At 73.6% G+C, this 21,157-nt stretch carries 13 protein-coding genes and 2 pseudogenes; 9 read left to right on the plus strand and 6 right to left on the minus strand.

All coding sequences use genetic code 11. The annotated features are described in order from the left end of the window. Nucleotides 1–97 precede the first annotated feature (97 nt). Nucleotides 98–322, minus strand: a pseudogene (locus AB0G63_RS13665) (ISAs1 family transposase); the annotation flags it as partial. 419 nt (nucleotides 323–741) lie between these two features. Here AB0G63_RS13665 and AB0G63_RS13670 point away from each other — a divergent pair. From AB0G63_RS13670 to AB0G63_RS13705, 8 genes are all read left to right on the plus strand, one after another. Next, on the plus strand, nucleotides 742–1,977 hold the full coding sequence (locus tag AB0G63_RS13670) for an alpha-lytic protease prodomain-containing protein (RefSeq protein WP_360749105.1): 1,236 nt from the start codon (nucleotides 742–744) through the stop codon (nucleotides 1,975–1,977). Between the two features lie 157 nt (nucleotides 1,978–2,134). Continuing rightward, nucleotides 2,135–3,091, plus strand: coding sequence for an XRE family transcriptional regulator (locus AB0G63_RS13675; protein WP_360749108.1), 957 nt, complete (start codon nucleotides 2,135–2,137; stop codon nucleotides 3,089–3,091). A 425-nt stretch (nucleotides 3,092–3,516) separates the two neighbouring features. After that, on the plus strand, nucleotides 3,517–3,870 hold the full coding sequence (locus AB0G63_RS13680) for a class I SAM-dependent methyltransferase (protein ID WP_360749111.1): 354 nt from the start codon (nucleotides 3,517–3,519) through the stop codon (nucleotides 3,868–3,870). 131 nt (nucleotides 3,871–4,001) lie between these two features. Further along, the gene (locus AB0G63_RS13685) at nucleotides 4,002–4,472 is read left to right on the plus strand and encodes an ATP-binding protein (RefSeq protein ID WP_360749114.1); all 471 of its coding nucleotides are present in this window, start codon (nucleotides 4,002–4,004) and stop codon (nucleotides 4,470–4,472) included. A 276-nt stretch (nucleotides 4,473–4,748) separates the two neighbouring features. Beyond that, nucleotides 4,749–8,654, plus strand: coding sequence for a hypothetical protein (locus tag AB0G63_RS13690; RefSeq protein WP_360749117.1), 3,906 nt, complete (start codon nucleotides 4,749–4,751; stop codon nucleotides 8,652–8,654). Continuing rightward, complete coding sequence (gene pglZ, locus AB0G63_RS13695) at nucleotides 8,654–11,383, plus strand: BREX-2 system phosphatase PglZ (protein ID WP_360749120.1); 2,730 nt, start codon at nucleotides 8,654–8,656, stop codon at nucleotides 11,381–11,383. The genes AB0G63_RS13690 and pglZ overlap by 1 nt, the downstream gene beginning before the upstream one ends. Further along, nucleotides 11,380–12,729: a BREX system ATP-binding protein BrxD gene (gene brxD, locus AB0G63_RS13700; RefSeq protein WP_360749123.1), complete on the plus strand. Its 1,350-nt coding sequence runs from the start codon at nucleotides 11,380–11,382 to the stop codon at nucleotides 12,727–12,729. Before pglZ ends, brxD begins: the two co-directional genes overlap by 4 nt. After that, the gene (locus tag AB0G63_RS13705) at nucleotides 12,726–15,086 is read left to right on the plus strand and encodes a DEAD/DEAH box helicase (RefSeq protein WP_360749126.1); all 2,361 of its coding nucleotides are present in this window, start codon (nucleotides 12,726–12,728) and stop codon (nucleotides 15,084–15,086) included. Before brxD ends, AB0G63_RS13705 begins: the two co-directional genes overlap by 4 nt. A gap of 97 nt (nucleotides 15,087–15,183) precedes the next feature. Here the strand turns inward: AB0G63_RS13705 and groL are convergent, their stop codons facing one another. From groL to AB0G63_RS13730, 5 genes and pseudogenes are all read right to left on the minus strand, one after another. Next, nucleotides 15,184–16,809 (minus strand): chaperonin GroEL, encoded by a 1,626-nt coding sequence (gene groL / locus AB0G63_RS13710; protein WP_360749129.1) that lies wholly within the window; start codon nucleotides 16,807–16,809, stop codon nucleotides 15,184–15,186. A 116-nt stretch (nucleotides 16,810–16,925) separates the two neighbouring features. Next, nucleotides 16,926–17,234: a co-chaperone GroES gene (gene groES, locus AB0G63_RS13715; protein ID WP_055493212.1), complete on the minus strand. Its 309-nt coding sequence runs from the start codon at nucleotides 17,232–17,234 to the stop codon at nucleotides 16,926–16,928. A gap of 312 nt (nucleotides 17,235–17,546) precedes the next feature. Then, nucleotides 17,547–18,254 (minus strand): polysaccharide deacetylase family protein, encoded by a 708-nt coding sequence (locus AB0G63_RS13720; RefSeq protein WP_360749278.1) that lies wholly within the window; start codon nucleotides 18,252–18,254, stop codon nucleotides 17,547–17,549. Between the two features lie 585 nt (nucleotides 18,255–18,839). Beyond that, nucleotides 18,840–18,953: pseudogene (locus AB0G63_RS13725) on the minus strand (polysaccharide deacetylase family protein); the annotation flags it as partial. Continuing rightward, entirely contained in the window at nucleotides 18,950–19,891 is a 942-nt protein-coding gene (locus AB0G63_RS13730) for a polysaccharide deacetylase family protein (RefSeq protein ID WP_360749133.1), read from the minus strand. The pseudogene AB0G63_RS13725 and the gene AB0G63_RS13730, both read right to left, overlap by 4 nt. Before the next feature lie 90 nt (nucleotides 19,892–19,981). Here AB0G63_RS13730 and AB0G63_RS13735 point away from each other — a divergent pair, with 90 nt between their 5' ends. Next, entirely contained in the window at nucleotides 19,982–21,157 is a 1,176-nt protein-coding gene (locus AB0G63_RS13735; protein WP_360749136.1) for a class I SAM-dependent methyltransferase, read from the plus strand.

Genomic DNA, 21,157 nt, shown 5'->3' on the forward strand with positions numbered 1-21,157 from the left:
CGGACGCGGGGTTCCGGTGGCAAGCGCCGGTTCCAGCACGCCGGCCACCCACCGGCCCAGGGTCATCGCATGATCGAGATCTGTTTGTCCGGGTTCGTCACGTGAGACCTAGGGCTCGTAGGGGCCGGTGGTAGTCGCGGCCGGTGTGGCGGAGGGCGGCGGCAATGCTGGTCTGACCGTCCTGGCGGAAGACACTGACGGCGAGGTTGCGCAGGGAGGCCATGGCGCGGGGCAGGGTGCCGGTGCGGACCTCGGAGTCGTCCTCGCGGAATGTGCGGTCGCGGACGTGGTGCAGGAGGTTCTCGATGCCCCAGTGGCCTCTGATCCAGATGGCGAGTTCGGCGCGGGTGGCGTCGAAGACGCTCTGGCTGGTGATCAGGTAGACGCGCTCGATCCGAGAGCCCCCAGCTCGCAGCCGCAGACGCAGCCGCAGCCGCAGCCGCAGCGCAGAAAGACCGGGCGCCGACAACGGCTCCGCGCAGTCTGTTCCGCGCACTCGAGCGCGAGCGCGTTTTCTTTCTCCGCGAGTTGATGACCTGACCCGCGATCACCATTGTGCTCAACAGTTATGCGCACCTCTGTGGAAAACGGGACACCGAACGCGCCTTGAACAACACGGGCCGTCCGGGCCAGAGTTCGTGACGGCGGCGCTCCCCCATACGCCGCCGGAACGGCATGGCACGTACCGCCGACGGCTCGTCCGGCGTCTCCTTGAGGCCCTGAGGGCCACCCCACCGGCGGATGTGTCATGCCCATGCAGAGAGGATAGTTGTGCGCGTTTCCCGTATATCCCTGGTGGCCACCGCGATCGGCACCCTGCTGACGGCCGCCGTCGCCACGGGCGCCGCCGAGGCCACGCCCGCTCCCACCGCACCCCGCTACGCGCCGGCGATGGTCGCCGCCCTGGCCCGGTCCCTCGGCGTCAGCGAGGACGCCGCCGTGGCCCGGCTCGACCACCAGGCCGCCCAGCAGAACGAACTGACCGCACTCGGCCGCGCGGGTGTGGCGACGGACGGCGCATGGTTCACCCCCGACGGCACGCTGACGGTGAACGTCTCCTCCGCCGCGGCCGCCAAGGTCAGAGACCACGGCCTGGCGGCGCGCGTGCCACAGCGCGGCGAGCGCGCCCTGGACCGGATCAAGGCGTCCCTCGACGCCCGGGCCCTGCGCGAGGCCCCCGACGGCGTCACCTCGTGGTCGGTGGACCTGCCCAGCGACACCGTCACCGTGCACGTCGCCCCCGGCCGCACGTCCGCGGCGGCCAAGTCGTTCCTCGCGGACGCGGCCTCCCACGGCAGCGCGGTGCGGATCCTGCACGACGGACAGCGCCTCGTCCCCCAGGCGACCGTCTACCCGGGCAGCAGGATGACGTGGACCAACAGCGGCGGCAGCTGGGTCTGTTCCGTCGGCTACGGCGCCCACGACTCCTCGGGACGCCAGTACCTCGTGAGCGCAGGTCACTGCGTGGCCGACCTCACGGACCTGTACTACGGCACCGCGCACTTCGCCAAGGGTGTCCAGAGCCGTTACGCACTGGGCCAGCGCAGCGTCGACATGGGCATCGCCCAGGTCGACTCGGACGACTCCATCGCCACCCAGGTCGGGACCTGGGGCACCGGAGCGAGCGTCGCGGTCAAGGGCAGCAGGCGTGCGGCCCCCGGCGCCGCCCTGTGCAAGTCCGGCCAGACCACGGGGTGGACGTGCGGCGCGGTGAGGTCGTACAACGTCTCCGTCACCTACATCGACGAGCACGGCGGCCCCGACACCGTGGTCACCGGTCTGGCGAGCTCGTCGGTGTGCACGCAGGGCGGTGACAGCGGCGGCGCCTACATCTCCGGCAACCAGGCCCAGGGCATGACCTCGGGCGGCCCCAAGGGCCAGCAGTGCTCCGGCGGCACCAACTCCAGCGGCTCATCGTACTTCCAGCCCCTCGACGACGCGCTGTCCTACTACGGTCTGACGCTCAACACGAACTGAGCACTCACACCGGACGCACCACGGCGGGCCCGCTCCCGGTGGGCCCGCCCCGCCACGAGCAGCGGTGTGCCTGCCCGGCCCGCCGGAACCACCCGCCCGCGCGCACGCGGCGTATGATCCCGCCCCACAGGACGCGGACCAGCGTGGCGGAGGTGTCATGAGACGGCCGCACCAAGCCGACCAGGGCGCGGCGGAGCCGGCTGCGCACCCTGCAGCCACCGGCTCCGCCGCGCCCTTCGCCGTCGTCTTCCGGGACGCCGTCCAGCGGCGCGGACTCTCTCTGGACCGGGTGCGCGAGCGACTGGCCGCGCAGGGCATCAGCATCAGCCTCGCGACCCTCAGTTATTGGCAGCGGGGACGCAGCCAGCCCGAACAGGCCCACTCGCTGAGGGCCGTGGACGCCCTGGAAGCCATTCTCGACCTTCCGCCGGGCACCCTGAGATCCCTCATCGGGCCGAGCCGCCCTCGCGGCCGCACCACCGGGCGGGCCCCCGGACCGGACGTCTCACGGCAGGTGTTCGGGCGGCAGTCCCACATCGAGCGCGCCCTGGGCCCGACGTTCCCCCGGTTCAACGACGACCTCGTCGCCCTGACCATTCACGAGACGGTGCGGTTCGACGAACACCGCCGGTTCCGGACCGTCACCGTGAAACAGGTGGTGCGGGCGACGCGCGACGGGGCGGGCCGCATCACCGTCGTGCACGACGAGATAGCCGCGGAGCATGCCACCTTCACCGCCCACTGCGGGCGGCTCGGCACCGTGCGGCCGCTGCCCGAGCTGCGGACCGTCGTCGCCGAGGTGGAGTTCGGCCGGCCTCTCGCCCGAGACGAGACGGCACTGATCTCCTACACCTTGCGGTACGGCCCCGAACCGGCGGCATCCCCGGCTCACTACGAGCGGCGGCTGCGCACGAGCCCGCACGAGTTCCTGCTGCACCTGCGTTTCCACCCCGATGCGCTGCCGTCGAGCTGTCACCGCTACTCGAGGGAGCGGATCGGCGGGCCCAAGCGGTCCGAGCGCCGCACCGTCCTCGACGTGTCTCACACGTCGCACATGCTGCTGCACCGATGCCCGCCCGGCGTGTACGGCATGTCCTGGAAGTGGCCCGGCTGACCTCCTCCGGTCCCGGCGGCACAGGGCGCGCGGTCCTGCCGTCCGGCTCTCACGGCGTGAGGACGACCTTCTCGCAGCGGTCCCTCTTGTTCTTGAACAGGTCGTAGCCGGTCGGCGCCTCGGTCAGGGACAGCCGGTGGGTGATGACCCGGGTGGGGGTGTGTCAACTCAACGGCCCTGTCTCACACTGCAATGACCCTGCCCACCGGCCGGCCTGCGCGCGGAGCCGGGGCTCGTCACGCCCTTCCCGTCCGGTCGCCTCGCCGCTCTCCGCGAGCCGTAACAGACCTCCCGCTACCGCAGGCGGACAGCGAGAGCGAACCAAGAGCGGCGATCGCGGTCAGCGCGACTACACGGGCGACGGGCCTGAGAACCATGTGACGAGTTTCCCATGAGCCGGCGAAGAGGCAGCCAGCCCAATCGAGTTGACGCGAAGCGGTGCACGTACTATCGACAGCGCGCTGCCCGGACTCCCCGGCGTGCGCGGCCCCTTCGACCTCGTGCTGATCGTCGCCGTGTGGATGCACCTGGAGTACGGAGACCGGGAGGCAGCCATGACGCGCGTTCGATCGCTGCTGTCTCCGACGGGGCGTGTGCTCATCACCCTTCGGCACGGTCCCGTCCCGCCCGGGCGGCGTATGTTCGACGTTCCCCTGTCCGAGACGATCCGGCTGGCGCGCCGGGCCGGACTCGACGTACTGACGGTCCGCCAGCAGCCGGACCTGCAGCGGCGCCCAGGGGTCTCGTGGAGCGTGCTGCTCCTGCGGGCGAGGCTCTGACCGGGCCAAGCGCGCGCCTGCCAGGGGGCGACCCCGACAACCCCGACAGCGCTGCCCGCCGCCCCCACAGAGCGCCACCGTGGGGGTGTCGTACCTGGTGAGCGGGGGTTCCGCCACGGGATCTTCGGGGCATGACCACGTCCCCCCGCCAGGCGCGGCGTTCCACGCTGCCGCTCCCGCTCGCCGACCAGACGGTTCTCTCCTTCCGCTTCACCGCGTCCCCGCGCGGCGCCCGGCTCGCCCGCCGGCTCGCCTCCTGCCAGATGGACGCCTGGGGGTGGCCGTACGGCAGCCCGGTCCACGACGCCGTCGAGCTGATCGTCGCGGAACTGGCGGCCAACGCCGTCACACACGGCCTGGTCGCCGGGCGGGACGCCGAGCTTCGGCTGAGCCGGGAGGACGGCTGGAGCGTACGCGTGGAGGTGAGCGACGCACGGGGCGAACGGCTGCCTGAGGCGCGGGATGCCGGAGCCGGGGAGGACGGCGGCCGGGGGCTCCTCCTCGTCGCGGCCCTCGCCACGGCGTGGGGCACGGCCCCGCGGCCCGGCGGCGTCGGCAAGACGGTCTGGGCCGTGGTGCCCGCCCCGGGAGGGACGGGATGAGGCAGCCGCCCGCACGACGGGAGTCGGGCCGACGCCTCGCGGAGTTCAGCCGGCGCGCCCCCTGCGCGCTCTGTGACACCGCCGCCTCCCGCGGCCGGCCTCCGTCACAGTTGAGCACGATCCCTGTTCGGACGGTGACTCTCCGCTCCGCGGTGCCGCCCGTGCTGGCAGGATAGGGGTGAGTTGTACGGGGCACGGGTTTCATCCGCGCGGGCCCCGGAGGAAGCCGGGCCACGGGGGCGGCCGGGCGCGTGCCATGGGGAGTGGGAGCGGCTGATGGCCAGGGGTGGCGACACCGTCGTACTGAGGGACGTCCTCGACATCAAGGAGGACGTCTACGCCGGCGACTTCAAGGTCGAGCTGTCCCAGGGGTTCACCGGCAGGGCCGCCGGGCGCGTCGAGGAGTACGTCGTCACCCCGCAGTTGCAGGAGCAGTTCCGCAAGGCGCTGAACCTGGTGCGCGGCGCGGTGCGCAAGAACACCTCCTACGCCGCCTACCTGCACGGCTCCTTCGGCGCCGGTAAGAGCCACTTCCTGACCGTGCTGCACGCCGTCCTCAACAACGACCCCTCCGTGCGGACCAAGCCCCGGCTGCGGGAGGTCGTCGCCGAGCACGACGACTGGCTGCGCGGGAAGCGGTTCCTGATGGTGCCCTACCACCTCGTGGGCGCCGCCAACCTGGACGAGGCCCTGCTCGGCGGGTACGTGCGGGCGGTGCGCGAGCGGCACCCGGAGGCGCCCACCCCGATCGTGTTCCGCTCCGACGCCATGCTGGCGGACGCCCGGCGCATGCGGGAGCAGCTCGGCGACGACGCCTTCGTCCGGCTGCTCCCGGCCGACAGCGGGGCCGGGGACGACGAGGACGGCGAACTGCGGGTGATCGGCTCCGGCGGGGCCTGGACCTCCGGCGAGCTGGACGACGCCTTCACCGCGCCCGCCGGGGACCAGCGGCGCGAACGGCTGGTGTCCGCGCTGCTCAGCGGGCCGATGCGGTCGTACGCGGAGAGCGCGCACGGTGACGCGGCCAAGTACGTGCCGCTGGAGACCGGGCTCGCCGCGATCAGCCGGCACGCCCGCGCGCTGGACTACGACGGCGTGGTGCTGTTCCTCGACGAGCTGGTGCTGTGGCTCCAGGCGCACATGCGGGACCGTACCTTCGTCAACAGCGAGATCCAGAAGCTGGTGAAGCTGATCGAGTCGGGCGACGCGGACCGGCCCGTGCCGATCGTGTCGTTCATCTCGCGTCAGCGCGACCTGTCCCAGCTCGTCGGCTCCGACGTGCTCGGCGCCGACGTCAAGGCGATGGAACAGGCCCTCGAATACCTCAACGAGCGGTTCGACACGGTCGACCTGGAGGACCGCAACCTGCCGGAGATCATCAAGGAGCGGGTGCTGAAGCCGCTGCCCGGCAAGGAGGCGGTGCTGGAGAACGCCTTCGCCGGCATCGACCGCTCCAACCAGCAGGTCAAGGACATCCTGCTGGACGGCGGCGGCGCCACCCAGGCCGACTGGGCCGACTTCCGGGCCGTGTACCCGCTGTCCCCGGCGCTGCTCAACGTCCTCGTCGCCCTGTCCGGCGCGCTCCAGCGCGAACGCACCGGCCTCAAACTCGTGCAGCAACTGCTGCAGCACAACGCCGGCGCCGCCGTCGGCCGGCTCATCCCGCTGGGCGACCTGTGGGACGTCCTCGTCGACGGCACCCGCGCCGCCTTCACCGACAAACTGAAGCGCGAGTCCGAGGCCGCCGTGAAGTTCCACGCCAAGGCGCGCGCCCACCTGCTCGACAAGTACGGCTCCGACACGCACACCGACTTCCAGGCCGACGACCGGTTCGTCAAGACGCTGCTGCTGGCCGCCCTCGCCCCCGACGTGCCCGCCCTGCGGCGGCTGACCGGGGCACGGCTCGCCGCGCTCAACCACGGCTCGGTGCGCTCCCGCACCGTGCCCGCAGGCGACGTCGTCGTACGCCGCATGCGCGACCTGCAGGCCGCGTTCCCGTCCGAGGTGCGCTCCGACGGCGAAGCCGACCCCGTGTTCTCGCTGCACCTGTCCGACCTCGACATCGAGCCGCTGCTCGACGCCGTCGCCGAGGAGGACAAGGCGGGCGTGCGCCGGGTCTGGCTGCGCGACCGGCTGTGGGACGCCATCGGAGTGCGGGACGGGCAGTTCGTCGCCGAGAAGGAGATCGTCTGGCGCGGCACCCGGCGCGTCGCCGAGTTCGTCTTCGGCAACGTACGCGACCGCGCCGACCTGCCCGACGAGCAGTTCACCCCGGCCACGTCCGGCAACGTGCGGTTCGTCGTCGACTACCCCTTCGACGACGGCGACCACTACCCCAGCGACGACTTCCACCGCGTCGAGGAGCTGAGGAAGGACGGGCTGACCGCCCCCACCCTGGTCTGGCTCACCGACTTCTTCTCCGACCAGCGCAAGGCACAGCTCGGCCGGCTCATGCGGATCACCTTCCTGCTGGAGCGCGACCGGCTCGCCGACTACACCGGCACCTTCCCGCCCGACGACCGGGCCAAGGTCCGGCGGCAGCTCGAAGTGGCCCGCGACACGCTCACCGACCAGCTCACCGGGGCGCTCGCCGAGGTGTACGGGCTGGCCCGGCCCACCGACGCCAACCCCGGCCCGGAAGTCCCCGACGGGCGGCACGTGCTCTCGCTCCAGCCGGAGTTCGCGCAGCCCCGCACGGAGGGCGGCAAGGGCTTCGAGGCGAACGCGCAGCACCTGGCCGACGGCATGTTCTCCGCGCTCTACCCCAAGCACCCCGACTTCGGGCCGGACCCCAAGGGGCAGCGCAAGGCGGTGACGGCGGGCGAGCTGCGCACGGCCCTGGAGTGGATCACCCGGGCGATGGACGAGGGCGGGCGCGCCCAGAACGTCGACAGCCACCACCTGAAGACCGTCAAGCGGATCGTGGAGCCGCTGGAACTCGGCACCGTCCACGACGGCCCCCTCGTCATGCGGCAGGACTGGCGCACCCGCATCAACCAGGCCGCGTCCGCGCACAAGCAGCGCGGCGACCTCGCCGTCGAGGACATCCGCACCTGGATCACCAAGGACCTCGGCCACGGCGGGCTCGACAAGCTCACCGGGAACCTCCTCATCGCCGCGTACGCGCTGCTCGACGACCGGGCCTGGGTGTACCAGGGCGGCCCGGAGCGGGAGGCGCCCGCCCTGCACGAGATCGGGCCCGGCTGGTCGCTGCGGTCCCAGCCGCTGCCCGGCGAGGACGAGTACGCGGTGGCCCGGGACCGGGCGGCCCGGCTGTTCGGCGTCACCGCCAAACCGGCCATGTACGCGCGCAACGTCAACCGGCTCGCCGAAGGCATCCGCGCCCGGGCGGAGTCCTGGGAGAAGGACGTGGCCGGGGTGCGGGCGTCGCTGGAGCGGCACGCCGCGCTGCTCGGTCTGGACGCCGAGGGGCAGACCGCGCCGCGTACCGCGATCCTGCGGGAGGCCGCGGGTCTGCTGGCCCGGCTGACCCGGCACGGCAGCGACGCGACCGCGCTGGTGCGCGAGCTGGCGTCGGCCTCGTTCACCGCGACCGAGCGGGACCTCAACACCGCCATGGGCAGCGCCGGCGAGGTGCTGCGGGCGCTGGACGACGCCGCCTGGCCCGCCCTGACGAACGTACGCGGCCTGACCGGCCGTGAGGACGGCGTGGGCGACCGGGCCCGACGGCTGTTCGACGAGATCGCCGTCACCGCCCGGGCCTCCGAGTTCGAGCGGTCGCTGGTGCCGGTGCTCGGCGAGGCGGGCGAGAAGGCCAACGCGATCATCAACGCGGCGCTGGCGGTGGAGACCGCGTTCACGCCCCGGCAGGAGCCCGCGCCGGGCGCGCAGCACGTACGGGTCAGCGAGCCGGAGGTGGCGACCCACCACCCCGCGGGCCCGCGGCCGGGAGCGGGCGGCACGGTGGTGCCGCAGGCCGGCCCCGCCGCCGCCCAGGCACCGGACGCTTCCGGCACTTCGCCGCGCGCTCCGAGGCCGGGGCGCCGGGTCGTCGCCGCGGCCGGTGCGACGCCGCTGGAGGAGCTGCTGGCCGGAGAACTCGCCGGTGTCCGCGACGACATCCGCGCCTACCTCACCGCCCACCCGGACGCCGCCGTGGAGATCAGCTGGCGGCCGGTGGAGTCCGCGGAGGGGGCCGAGAACGCCGGGGAGGCCCGCTGATGGCGGCCCGGCCCGCCGCCGGGCGGCGCGCCGTCGAAGTGCTGCTGGAGACGGAACTGCCCGGGGCCGGGGACCGCCGCCTCGTCCTGGTCGACGCCGTGTGGGCGGGCAGCGACGAGGAACGCGAGTTCACCGTGCAGGTGGACGGCAGCACGCGCCGCGTCCGCGTCACCGACCAGGACTCGCCGCTCGGCATCGCCGACGCCTGGCGGCGCCACCTCGCCGAGACCGGCCCGGACGGCGACGGCGTCCTCGTCGTCACCGGCACCGTTCCCGCCGACCAGCTCGGCTGGGACCTGCGCGGACACGCGGTCCGCCGCCGGCCGCTGGCCGTCGAACGGGCCGACATCGTCAAGCAGCTGTTCGGAGCCGGCGACCTCGACACCCGTATGGTGCGCGAGACGTGGCTGCTCGACGCGCTCCTGGAGGCCGAACCGCCCGGCGGCTGGCCGCGGACGGGTTCCGTCCTCACCCGCGACCGGGCCGTACGCGCCCTGCTCGCCGCCCGCGTCGGACTCGGCGACGCCGCCGACGACTCCCCGGACCTGGACGCGGACACCCTCTTCGACTGGAGCCGCACCCCGGCCGGGCCGCGGCGCTTCGCCGAGCTGCCGCAGCAGGAGCGCGCCGGGCTCACCGTCTGGCTGGAGGAGGTGGCCGGGCCCGCGGCGCCGACCCTGCTCGCACTCGCCGCCGACGGCCGCGGCGCCGACGCGCTGCCGCTGGGCGCGCTCGCCTCGGCGGCCCTCGCCTGTCCGGCCGCCGCCGACGCCGGATTCGCCCTGGGCACCCTCTTCGGCGGAGCCCTGCGGTCCTTCGACGCGCTGACGCCGTACGCGGCCGCCGCCACCGGAGTGCTGACCCGGTGGATCGCGCAGGCGGAAGCCGGCGGCCCGTCCGGGGCGGACGCCCGCGCCCGGGTGCTGGCCGTGCTGGAGCAGGCCGACCGGCTCGCCGAGACCGCGCGCCTGACCGGCCTGCTCACCGGCGACCGGCTGCTGCCGTCCGGATACCGGGCCCGGCTGCGGACCCTCGCCGGCACGCTCGACGCCCGCCCCGCCACCGCCGAGGCCGCGCTGCGCGACCTCGCGGACCACCAGCTCACCAGGCTCCACGCGGAGTCCACCGAGCGGGCACGCACCGCCGTCCGGCTGCTGCGCTGGCTCGACACCCCGCTTCCCCCGCTGGAGTCGGTCGGCCAGAGCGTGTGCCATCACATGGAGTCCACCGGCTGGGTGGACCTGGCGACCGGCATACTCGCCGAGGGCGACACCTCACGCGACGGCACGGTCGGGGAGGCCTACCACCGGCTCATCGGCCGGGTGCGGGACCGGCGCCGGCAACTCGACGAACGGTTCGCCCGGCTCCTCGCCATCTGGGCCGAAAGCGCGTCGCAGCAGGCACCGAACGGGGCGCTGCTGATCGAGGACGTGCTGACGAAGGCCGCCGCTCCGCTCGCCCGGGAGGGCGGCCGGCCGCTGATCCTCGTCCTGGACGGGATGAGCGCGGACGTCGCCGCCGAACTCGCCGCCGGGCTCGACCGGCGGGACTGGACCGAGATCGTCCCCACCGCACCCGCGGGGCGCCGTCCCGGCCGGCTCGCCGCGGTCGCCATGCTGCCGACCGTCACCCGGATCAGCCGGGCCTCCCTGCTCGCCGGAACCGCCACCGAAGGCGGCCAGGACGTCGAGCGCGCCGGATTCACCGCCTTCTGGAAGAAGCGGCGGCGGACGGCCAGGCTCTTCCACAAGGGAGGCTACGAAGGAGCCGCCGGACACCGCCTCGCGCCCGAACTGCTCGGCGCGCTCCAGGACGACGACACCGTCGTCGGAGTCGTCCTCAACACCATCGACGACGCGCTCGCCGACGGGCGGGACAACGGACGCGCCCGATGGGGCACCGCCGACATCGCCAAACTGGCCGACCTGCTCGACGCCGCCCGCGGCGCGGGCCGGCCGGTCCTGCTCGTCTCCGACCACGGGCACGTCCTCGACCGCAGCCCGCGCGAGGCGGGCCCCACACCGGCCGACGGCGTGCAGGGAGCCCGCTGGCGCACCGGACCGGCCCAGCCCGGCGAGGTGGAGCTGACCGGACCGCGCGTGCGGGCGGGCAGCGGGCGGATCACCGCCGCCTGGCGCGACGACCTGCGGTACACCTCCCGTCAGGCGGGCTACCACGGAGGCGCCTCACTCGCCGAGGTCACCGTGCCGGTCCTGGCGTTCGTCCCGTCCGGCAGCGAGATCCCGTCCGGCTGGACGGCGCTGCCCGCCGAGAACACCGCCCCCGCATGGTGGCGCGGCGGCGAGACGGCCGAACCGCCGCAGCCCGCCGCGGTACCGCGCGGCAGGGACACCCGCAGGCGGCAACCGCAGTCCGAAGGGCTGTTCCCGCAGCCCGGACACGGCACACTCGGCGAGCGGACCGTGCGCAGCAAGCCGTACGAGACGCAGCGCGAGTTCGTGCGCAACGCGCCCGGCAACGCCGCCGTGGCCGCGGCACTCGACGCGCTGCTCGAAGCGGGCGGCAAGCTGTCGCCGGCCGCCGTCGCCGCGGCCGCGCAGTCGGCCACCGGCCGGTCGGAACGCAACCCCCAGCGCTTCGTCACCATGCTCGAACGTCTGCTCAACATCGACGGATACCCGGTGCTCCAGCTCGTGGAGTCCGGGCGCACCGTCCACCTCGACAGGGAGCTGCTGCGGCAGCAGTTCGCGGAAGGCACGCCGACGTGAGCACTCCGGCTCCCCACCCGCCCGGCGCCGCCGGGATCAGCGCCGCCCGCGCCCGGGACGTCGTCGACGCCCTGCGCCGCGGCACCGTGCCGCAGCAGGGGCTCGGCCTGTTCGCCGTCGGTCTGGACCGGTTCGCCGATGCCCTGGACGACGACCTGTCCACCGTCGCCCGCGGCGGCAGCGCCTTCCACGCGCTGCGCGGCGAGTACGGCTCCGGAAAGACGTTCTTCGCCCGCTGGCTCGCCGAACGGGCCAAGAAGCGCGGTCTGGCCGTGAGCGAGGTGCAGATCTCCGAGACGGAGACCCCGCTGCACCGCCTGGAGACCGTCTACCGCCGGCTCACCGAACGACTGACCACGTCCACGCATCCGCCCTCCGCACTGCGCGCGGTGATCGACTCCTGGTTCTACGCCCTGGAGGAAGAGGTCATCGGCGCCGGAGACGCCGATGAGGACGACGAGGCCGGGCTCGCCCGTGCCGTGGACGCCCTGCTGGAGCTGCGGCTGACGGACGTGGCCCGCACCACCCCCGCCTTCTCCGCCGCCCTGCGCGGCTACCGCGAGGCGGTCGCGGCGGGCGACGGGGCACGCGCCGAGGCGCTGATCGCCTGGCTGGGCGGACAGCGGTCCGTGGCCGCGTCGGCCAAGCGGGCCGCCGGGGTGCGGGGCGACCTGGACCACTTCGCCGCACTGGGCTTCCTGCAGGGCCTGCTGACCGTACTGCGGGACTGCGGGCACCCCGGACTGCTGCTCGTCCTCGACGAAGTGGAGACCCTGCAGCGGGTGCGCGGCGACGTACGGGAGAAGTCCCTGAACGCCCTGCGCCAGCTCCTCGACGAGATCGACGCCGGACGGTTCCCCGGCCTGTTCCTCGTGATCACCGGCACACCCGCCTTCTACGACGGTCAGCAGGGCGTGCAGCGCCTGGCGCCGCTGGCCCAGCGGCTGGCCACGGACTTCACCACCGACCCGCGCTTCGACTCCCCGCGGGCCGTCCAGCTCCGCCTGCCCGGCTTCGACCTCGCCTCGCTCGGCGAGCTGGGCCGCAAGGTACGCGCGGTGTACGAGGCCACCGCACGCCACCCCGAGCGCGTCGCCGGACGGGCCGACGACGCCTACCTCGACGAACTGGCACGCGCCGTCACCGGCTCGCTCGGCGGCAAGGCCGGCATCGCGCCCCGGCTCTACCTGCGGAAACTGGTGGCCGACGTACTCGACCGGATCGACACGTTCGACGACTTCGACCCCCGCGTCCACTACACGCTCACGGTCAACACCGCGGAACTCGACGAGGTGGAACGCAACGCCGCGGCGAGCGCCGGGGACGTGGACCTGGAGCTGCCGTGAGCGCCGACGCGCTGGACCTGCTGGACCCGATCCTGACCCACCACATCGTCAACACGCTCGGCTGGCGCTCGCTGCGCCCGCTGCAGGAGGAGGCGATCGGGCCGCTGCTGTCCGGGCAGGACGCCGTACTGCTGGCCCCCACCGCCGGAGGCAAGACCGAGGCCGCCACGTTCCCCCTGCTCACCCGGGCCCAGCGGCACGGCTGGAAGGGCACCGGCATCCTGTACGTCACTCCGCTGAAGGCGCTCCTGAACAACCTGCACCCGAGGCTGGAGACGTACGCGGGCTGGGTGGGCCGCACCGCGGAGCTGTGGCACGGCGACATCGCGACCAGCAGACGCCGCCGCATCCTGGCCCAGCGGCCGGACCTGCTCCTCACCACGCCGGAGTCGCTGGAGGCGATGCTGGTCAGCACCCACGTGGACCACCGCACGTTCTTCTCCGGTCTGCACAGTGCGGTGGTCGACGAGGTGCACGCCTTCGCCGGTGACGACCGGGGCTGGCATCTGCTCGCCGTGCTGGAGCGGCTGCAGCGGATCGTCGGGCGGCCGGTGCAGAGGGTGGGCCTGTCGGCCACCGTCGGCAATCCGCACGAGCTGCTGGACTGGCTCCAGGGGTCGGGGCGGGGCCGACGGCCCGGGCAGGTCGTCGCACCCGGCGTGGCGCTCCCCGGATCCGGCACCGCGGCGGCCCCGCCCTCGGCTGCCGGGCCCTCGGCTGCCGAGCCGTCGGCTGCCGAGCCCTCAGCCGCCGGGCTCTCGGCTGCCGGGCCCTCGGCTGCCGGGTCCTCAGCCGCCGAGCCGTCAGCCGCCGAGCCGTCAGCCGCCGGGCCCCCAGCCGCCGGGCCCCCAGCCGCCGAGCCCTCAGCCGCCGGGCCCTCGGCTGCCGGGCCGTCAGCAGCCCGGCCCGCCACGGCTTCTCCGCCGGGTGACATCGAGCTGGACTACGTCGGCTCCGTCGCCAACGCGGCCACGGTCGTCGCCGCCCTGCACCGGGGCGAGAAGCGCCTGGTGTTCTGCGAGAGCCGCCGTACCGTCGAGGAGCTGGGCGAGCAGCTCAGACTGCGCGGCGTCACCACGTTCCTGTCCCACGCATCGCTGTCGGCGGACGAACGACGGCGTGCCGAGCAGGCCTTCGCGGAGGCCCGGGACTGCGTGATCGTGTCCACCAGCACCCTCGAACTCGGCATCGACGTCGGTGACCTGGACCGGGTGATCCAGCTCGACGCGCCGCAGACCGTCGCGTCGTTCCTGCAACGCCTGGGCCGTACCGGCCGTCGCCCCGGGACCCGCCGCAACTGCCTCTTCCTCGCCCTCACCGACGCCGGTCTGCTGTCCGCGGCCGCCCTGCTGCTCGCCTGGTCGCGTGGCTGGGTGGAACCGGTGACCCCGCCTCCCGAACCACGGCACCTGGTCGCCCAGCAGGTGCTCGCCCTGTGCCTGCAGGAACACCGGGTCGGGGAGAACCTGTGGCAGGAGTGGTGGGGCGGGCTGGACACCTTCGGCAAGGCGGCCGAACCCATCGTGCATCACCTGGTGGAGCAGGGTTACCTGGACCGGGACGGCGGCCTGCTGTTCATCGGCCCCGAGGCCGAACGGCGTTTCGGGCACCGCCACTTCATGAACCTGACGGCGTCGTTCACGGCCCCACCCGAGTTCACCGTGCTCAGCGGGCGGACCGAGATCGGCCGCACCGATCCGGACCTGCTCACCGAGGAGGTCGAGGGACCGCGGAAGCTGCTGCTGGCGGGCCGCAGCTGGCTGGTGACGTACATCGACTGGCGCCGCAGGCGCTGCTTCGTCGAGCCCGTGGACGAGGGCGGGCGTGCCAGGTGGAACGGCTTCGGCCCGGACCGTGTCCGGTCGTTCACCCTGACCCGGGCCGGGCGGGAGGTCCTGCTGGGCGCCGACCCGCCCGTCGTCCTCACCCGCCGCGCGCAGGCGAAACTGGCCGAGGCACGCGACGCCCACCGGGACGTGGTGCACCCGGCCGGTACGGTCGTCACCCGCCGGGGGGACGGCGACGTGCGGTGGTGGACCTGGGGCGGACACCGGGCGAACGCCACACTGGCCGCCTCCCTCCCCTCCGTCGTGCTGCCGCACCGGGTCACCGACGACCGGTTCGTGCGGCTGCGTGACGACGTGACCCCGCAGACCTGGCGGGCCGCCGCAGCGGACGCCGGCAACGGCGTGACGCTGCCCGAGGTGGACCTGCGCGCTGTTCGGGGCCTGAAGTTCGCGGAGGCGCTCCCCCCACGGCTCGCGGAGGCCACCCTCGCCGCCCGTCTGGCGGACACGTACGGGGCGCGGGCGCTGCTCGCGGAGAACGTCAGGTTCCTGGTACGCACCGACGGCTGACCGGATCCGCCGCGAAAACAGCCGCCCAGGAGCCGCGGGAAAGGGGGAAGGCCCTGCTCCGGTCAACCGGAGCAGGGCCTTCTTGTGAGCATGCGGCTCAGTGGCTGTGGCCGTGGCTGTGGCCCGCGGCGGCCGGCTCTTCCTCTTCCTTCTTCTCGACGACCAGGGTCTCGGTCGTCAGCAGGAGGGAGGCGATGGAGGCGGCGTTCTCCAGGGCGGAGCGGGTGACCTTCACCGGGTCGATGACGCCGGCCTTGACCAGGTCGCCGTACTCGCCGGTGGCGGCGTTGTAGCCGTTGCCCTTCTCCAGCTCCTTGACCTTGGAGACGATCACGTAGCCCTCGAGGCCAGCGTTCTCCGCGATCCAGCGCAGCGGCTCGACCACGGCGCGCGCGACGACGGAGACGCCGGTGGCCTCGTCGCCGGTCTTGTCGAGGTTGCCCTCGAGGACCTTGGCGGCGTGGACCAGCGCGGAGCCACCACCGGAGACGATGCCCTCCTCGACCGCGGCGCGGGTCGCGGAGATGGCGTCCTCCAGACGGTGCTTCTTCTCCTTCAGCTCCACCTCGGTGGCGGCGCCGACCTTGATCACGCACACGCCGCCGGCCAGCTTGGCGAGGCGCTCCTGGAGCTTCTCGCGGTCCCAGTCGGAGTCGGTGGTCTCGATCTCGGCCTTGATCTGGGCGACGCGGCCGTGGACGTCCTCGGACTTGCCGGCGCCGTCGACGATCGTGGTGTCGTCCTTGGTGACCGTCACGCGGCGGGCGGAGCCCAGCACGTCCAGGCCGACCTGGTCGAGCTTGAGGCCGACCTCCTCGGAGACGACCGTGGCGCCGGTGAGGATCGCCATGTCCTGCAGCATCGCCTTGCGGCGGTCGCCGAAGCCGGGGGCCTTGACCGCGACCGCGTTGAAGGTGCCACGGATCTTGTTGACCACCAGGGTCGACAGGGCCTCGCCCTCGACGTCCTCGGCGATGATCAGCAGCGGCTTGGAGGAGTTGGCCTGGATGACCTTCTCCAGCAGCGGCAGCAGGTCGGCGATCGCGGAGATCTTGCCCTGCGTGATCAGGATGTAGGGGTCGTCGAGGACGGCCTCCATGCGCTCCTGGTCGGTGACGAAGTACGGCGACAGGTAGCCCTTGTCGAAGGCCATGCCCTCGGTGAAGTCCAGCTCCAGACCGAAGGTGTTGGACTCCTCGACGGTGATGACGCCGTCCTTGCCGACCTTGTCCATCGCCTCGGCGATGAGCTCGCCGACCTGCTGGTCCTGGGCGGACAGCGCGGCGACGGCGGCGATGTCGGACTTCTCCGCGATCGGGCGGGCCGAGGACAGGAGGTCCTCGGAGACGGCGGCGACGGCAGCGTCGATGCCCTTCTTCAGGGCGGCGGGGGAGGCGCCGGCGGCGACGTTCTTCAGACCCTCGCGGACCAGGGCCTGGGCCAGCACGGTGGCGGTGGTGGTGCCGTCACCCGCGATGTCGTTGGTCTTGGTCGCCACCTCCTTCACCAGCTGGGCGCCGAGGTTCTCGTACGGGTCCTCGACCTCGACCTCGCGGGCGATGGTGACACCGTCGTTGGTGATGGTGGGAGCGCCGAACTTCTTGTCGATGACGACGTTGCGGCCCTTGGGGCCGATCGTCACCTTGACCGTGTCGGCAAGCTTGTTGACGCCGCGCTCGAGGGCGCGACGGGCGTCCTCGTCGAACTTCAGGATCTTCGCCATGACAGCGTGAGCCCTCTCGGAAATCTAGGTGAAAGAAACTGCGCCCCGGGCGCCCGGCTTCTTGTGTGATCGCGGGGGCCAGGGGCGCAGCTAAGAGCGGAATGCTCGAGGTGGGACTACTTCTCGATGATCGCGAGGACGTCGCGAGCCGAGAGGACGAGGTACTCCTCGCCGTTGTACTTCACCTCGGTGCCGCCGTACTTGCTGTACAGCACGATGTCGCCGGTCTTGACGTCGAGCGGGAGACGCTCGCCGTTCTCGAAGCGGCCCGGGCCCACGGCCAGGACGACGCCCTCCTGGGGCTTCTCCTTGGCGGTGTCCGGAATGACCAGGCCAGAGGCCGTGGTCTGCTCGGCGTCCAGCGGCTGGACCACGATGCGGTCCTCGAGCGGCTTGATGGCAACCTTGGAGCTGGCGGTCGTCACGATCCGACCTCCCCCTTCGGAGATCTCACGGGGTTAACTGTCTGAGGTGGCGACCAGGTCGATCCGTCGTCGCGGGTGCCGGACCTGCCCGTCGCGTTGTTGGCACTCTCCAGGGGGGAGTGCCAGACCCGAGACTATGACCGCGATTAGCACTCGGTCAAGCGGAGTGCCAATCCCGGCGGCGCGTCGGCCGGGGCTCCGTGCCGTACGGGGGGCTGCGCGGGGTCACGCGGGGGCTGCGCAGGGCCCGTACGGCGGACCGGGGGCGGCCGACCCGACCGGCCGGTGGGCGTGACCCGGGCGGGGCCGGCGTCAGACGTAGTCCTCCAGGCGGGCCACCCTCAGCCCCCGGCCGCGTGCCTCCCGCAGCAGCCGCGCCGTCCGCTCCCCGACCGTCGGTCCCGTGCCCTCGCCCGCGGCCACGGCCACGACGTCGCCGGGGCCGAGGCGGTGCTCGGCGCCCGCGTACGTCAGTTCGCCGTCCGCCGTCATCGCCGCCCGCCACAGCACGACCGCCGAGATGCCGCAGTCCGCCGCGGCGCGCAGGGTCGTCGTGTCGTACGTGCCGTAGGGCGGGCGGAGGAGGCGGGGGCGGACGCCGAAGCGGGCGGTGAGCTTGTCCTGCTGGCCGCAGATCTCGGCGCGCTGGCCGGCGTAGGGCAGGCCGCGCAGGGCGAGGTGGTCGAGGGTGTGGTTCTGCAGACTCACGCCGACCGACCGCAGACGCGCGAGGTGGGCGTAGCCCGGGCCGGCGACCCGGTCGGTGAGGAAGATGCTGACCGGCAGGCGCAGCGCGCGGACCGTCTCGGCGAAGCGGGGGTCCGTCTCCGCGCCGTCGTCGTAGGTGAGGAAGACGACCTTGTCGCGGGTGGGGACGCGGGAGACCACGCGCGGCAGGCCCCGGTCCGCCGCGGGGGCGGCCGGAACCCGGGACGGGTTCGGGACCGCGTGGCCCCGGCGGCGGGGCGACGGCCGACCGGGCGCGGGATCGCTGCCGCGAGACGACGGCCAACCAGGCACGGGATCACTGCCGCGAGACGACGGCCGACCAGGCTCGGGATCACTGCCGCGAGACGACGGCCGACCAGGCTCGGGATCACTGCCGCTGGGCGACCGCCGACCAGGCTCGGGATCACTGCCGCTGGGCGACCGCCGACCGGGGGCGAGGTCCCGGCCGCGAGACGACGGCTGGGCGGCGACGAGGTCGCGGCCGCAGGACGACGGCTGCCCGGCGACCGGAAGACCGGCGGCCGGAAGACCGGCGGCCGGATGCCCGCCGTCGTATGGCGGCCGCCCGGCAGCCCTGTCTCCGGTGCCGACGGGTCGGCGCCCGGCACCCTCGTCCCCCGCGCCACGCGGCCACTGCCCGGCAACCCCGCCCCCCGCGCCACGCGGCCACTGCCCGGCAACCCCGCCCCCGGCACCGCACGGCCGGTGCCGGGCACCCCTGCCCCCCGTACCGCGCGCCCGCTGCCCGGCGACCCCGTCCCCGTCCCCGCCGTGCGCCCGGTGCCTGACGGACATGTCCCCCGTGCCGTGCGGCGGCCGGCCGGCGGTCGCCGTGCCGTGCGGCGGTTGCCCCGCGGTCGCCGTGGCGTGCGGGCGCATCCGGCGGGTCGCCTTCTCGCCGAGCCGTTGGATGGGGTCGACGGACGGGGCGCAGCCGGTGAGCAGGACGGTGGCCGCCAGCGCCGCGGCCGCCAGGCGGCGCCGCCTCACAGGTAGTCCTCCAGCCGGGCCACCGCGTATCCCTGGGCGGTGACCTTGTCCAGGAAGCGGCGGAGCATGTCGGGCATGGTGCCCTTCCACTGCCCGCGGCCCCGGAAGTGGGTCAGGACGATGTCGCCGGGGTGCAGCGAGCGGTCGTCGCGGTACTCCCAGTGGTCGACGAAGACCTCCTCGTCCCAGATGGGCGCGTACCGGATGCCGCAGGTCTTGGCGGCGCGCAGGGTGTCCTGGTTGTAGCTGCCGTAGGGCGGGCGGAAGAGGCGGGGGCGGACGCCGTAATGCTCCTCGATCACGTCCTGCATGCCGCAGATCTCGCGCTTCTGCTCGTTGTAGGACAGGCCGCGGAGGTAGGGGTGGTTCAGGGTGTGGTTGTTCAGTGTCACCCCGTCCTGCCGCATCTTCCCGAAGTAGCCGTAGTCGTTCCGGATCAGGAAGTCGCTGAGGAAGGCGGAGTACGGGATCTTCAGCTCGCGCGTCATCCGCAGGAAGGCCGGGTCCTTCTCGGCGCCGTCGTCGATGGTGAGGAAGACGACCTTCTGCTCGGTGGGGACGGTGGTGAAGACCGGGGGCAGGTCCAGTTCGCGCTGACCGTCGACCTCGAAGCCCTTGCGGGCGGTGATCAGCGGCTTCTTCGCGGGCGGCGGCGGGGCGGTCAGCGGCACCTTCGCCAGGCCCCAGCGTCTGGCCGCCGCGGCCCGGGCGACGTAGGCGGCGCGCAGCCGCGCGGCGTACGCCTCCAGGGCGCGGGCCGGGGCCGCCTTCAGGGGCGGCTGGCCGGCGGCCGGGGTCACCTCGGCCGAATCCACCTCGGAGGCGTCGCCCTGCGCACAGCCGGAGGCGATGGCGGCCGCGGCGAGCAGGGCGGCCCCGCAGCGGAACCGCACCCCGAACGATGCCCTGTTTTTATCGTTTTGTCGTACTGCTCGCATGATGCCGGATCCTCGCAGCCCCCGTCCCGTGTCCCGGCCCGACACCGCGGCCGGCGGCACACCATCCACCGACTGGCCCACAATGAGCCGGTGAACGACCTCGCCTGCCTCCTCACCCCCGAAGGCCGCGCCCTCCTCGAAGAGGTGCGCGACACCGCCCCGGCCGACGAACTCGCCGTCGCCACCCGGCTGCGCCGCGACCACCCCGCCGAGCTGGTGTCGGCGGCGCTCGGGCAGGCGCGGCTGCGGCAGCGGGCGGCGGCGAAGTTCGGGGCGGCGGACGCGCGGCGGATGTTCTTCACGCCGAACGGGGTCGAGCAGTCGACCCGGGCGAGCGTCGCGGCGTACCGGGCCGGGCGACTGCGGGAACTGGGCGTGACCTCGGTGGCCGACCTGTGCTGCGGGATCGGCGGGGACGCGGTCGCGCTGGCGCGGGCCGGCATCAGGGTGCTCGCCGTGGACCGCGACCCGGTGACGGCGGCGGCGGCGCGCGCGAACGCCGACGCGCTCGGGCTCGCGGAGCTGATCGAGGTGCGCCAGGCCGACGTGACCGAGGTGGACACGGCCGGCTGGGACGCCGTGTTCGTCGACCCCGCCCGGCGCGGCGGACGCGGCCGCGTCTTCGACCCGGAGGCCTACTCGCCCCCGCTGTCGTGGGCGGTCGGCGCGGCCCGCACGGCGCCGCACGCCGCCCTCAAGGTCGCACCCGGCATCCCGCACGAGGCGGTGCCCGCCGACGCCGAGGCCGAGTGGATCTCCGACGGCGGGGACGTGAAGGAGGCCGTGCTGTGGTTCGGGACCGAGCCGGGCGCGGTGCGGGCGACGCTGCTGCCGGGCCCGCGCACGCTGCACGGCAGGGGCCTGCCCGATCCCCCGGTCCGCGCCGTCGGCCGGTACCTGTACGAGCCCGACGGGGCCGTCATCCGCGCCCACCTGGTCGCCGAGGTGGCCGAGGAACTGGACGGCGGCCTGATCGACCCGACCATCGCCTACGTCACCGCCGACCGCCTGCGGCCCACGCCGTACGCCGTGCCGTACGAGATCACCGACCGACTGCCCTTCAACGTGAAGAAGCTGAAGGCGCTGCTGCGGGAGCGGGAGGTCGGGACGCTGACCGTGAAGAAGCGCGGGTCGGCGGTGGAGCCGGAGGAGTTGCGCAGGAAGGTCAAGCCGCAGGGGCCGAACGCGGCGACCGTGTTCCTGACCCGGGTCGCGGGGGCGCCGACGATGCTGGTCGGGGCGCCCGCGCGGCCGGAAACGCGGTAG

Source organism: Streptomyces sp. NPDC020996 (assembly GCF_040641355.1).
Classification (GTDB): domain Bacteria; phylum Actinomycetota; class Actinomycetes; order Streptomycetales; family Streptomycetaceae; genus Streptomyces.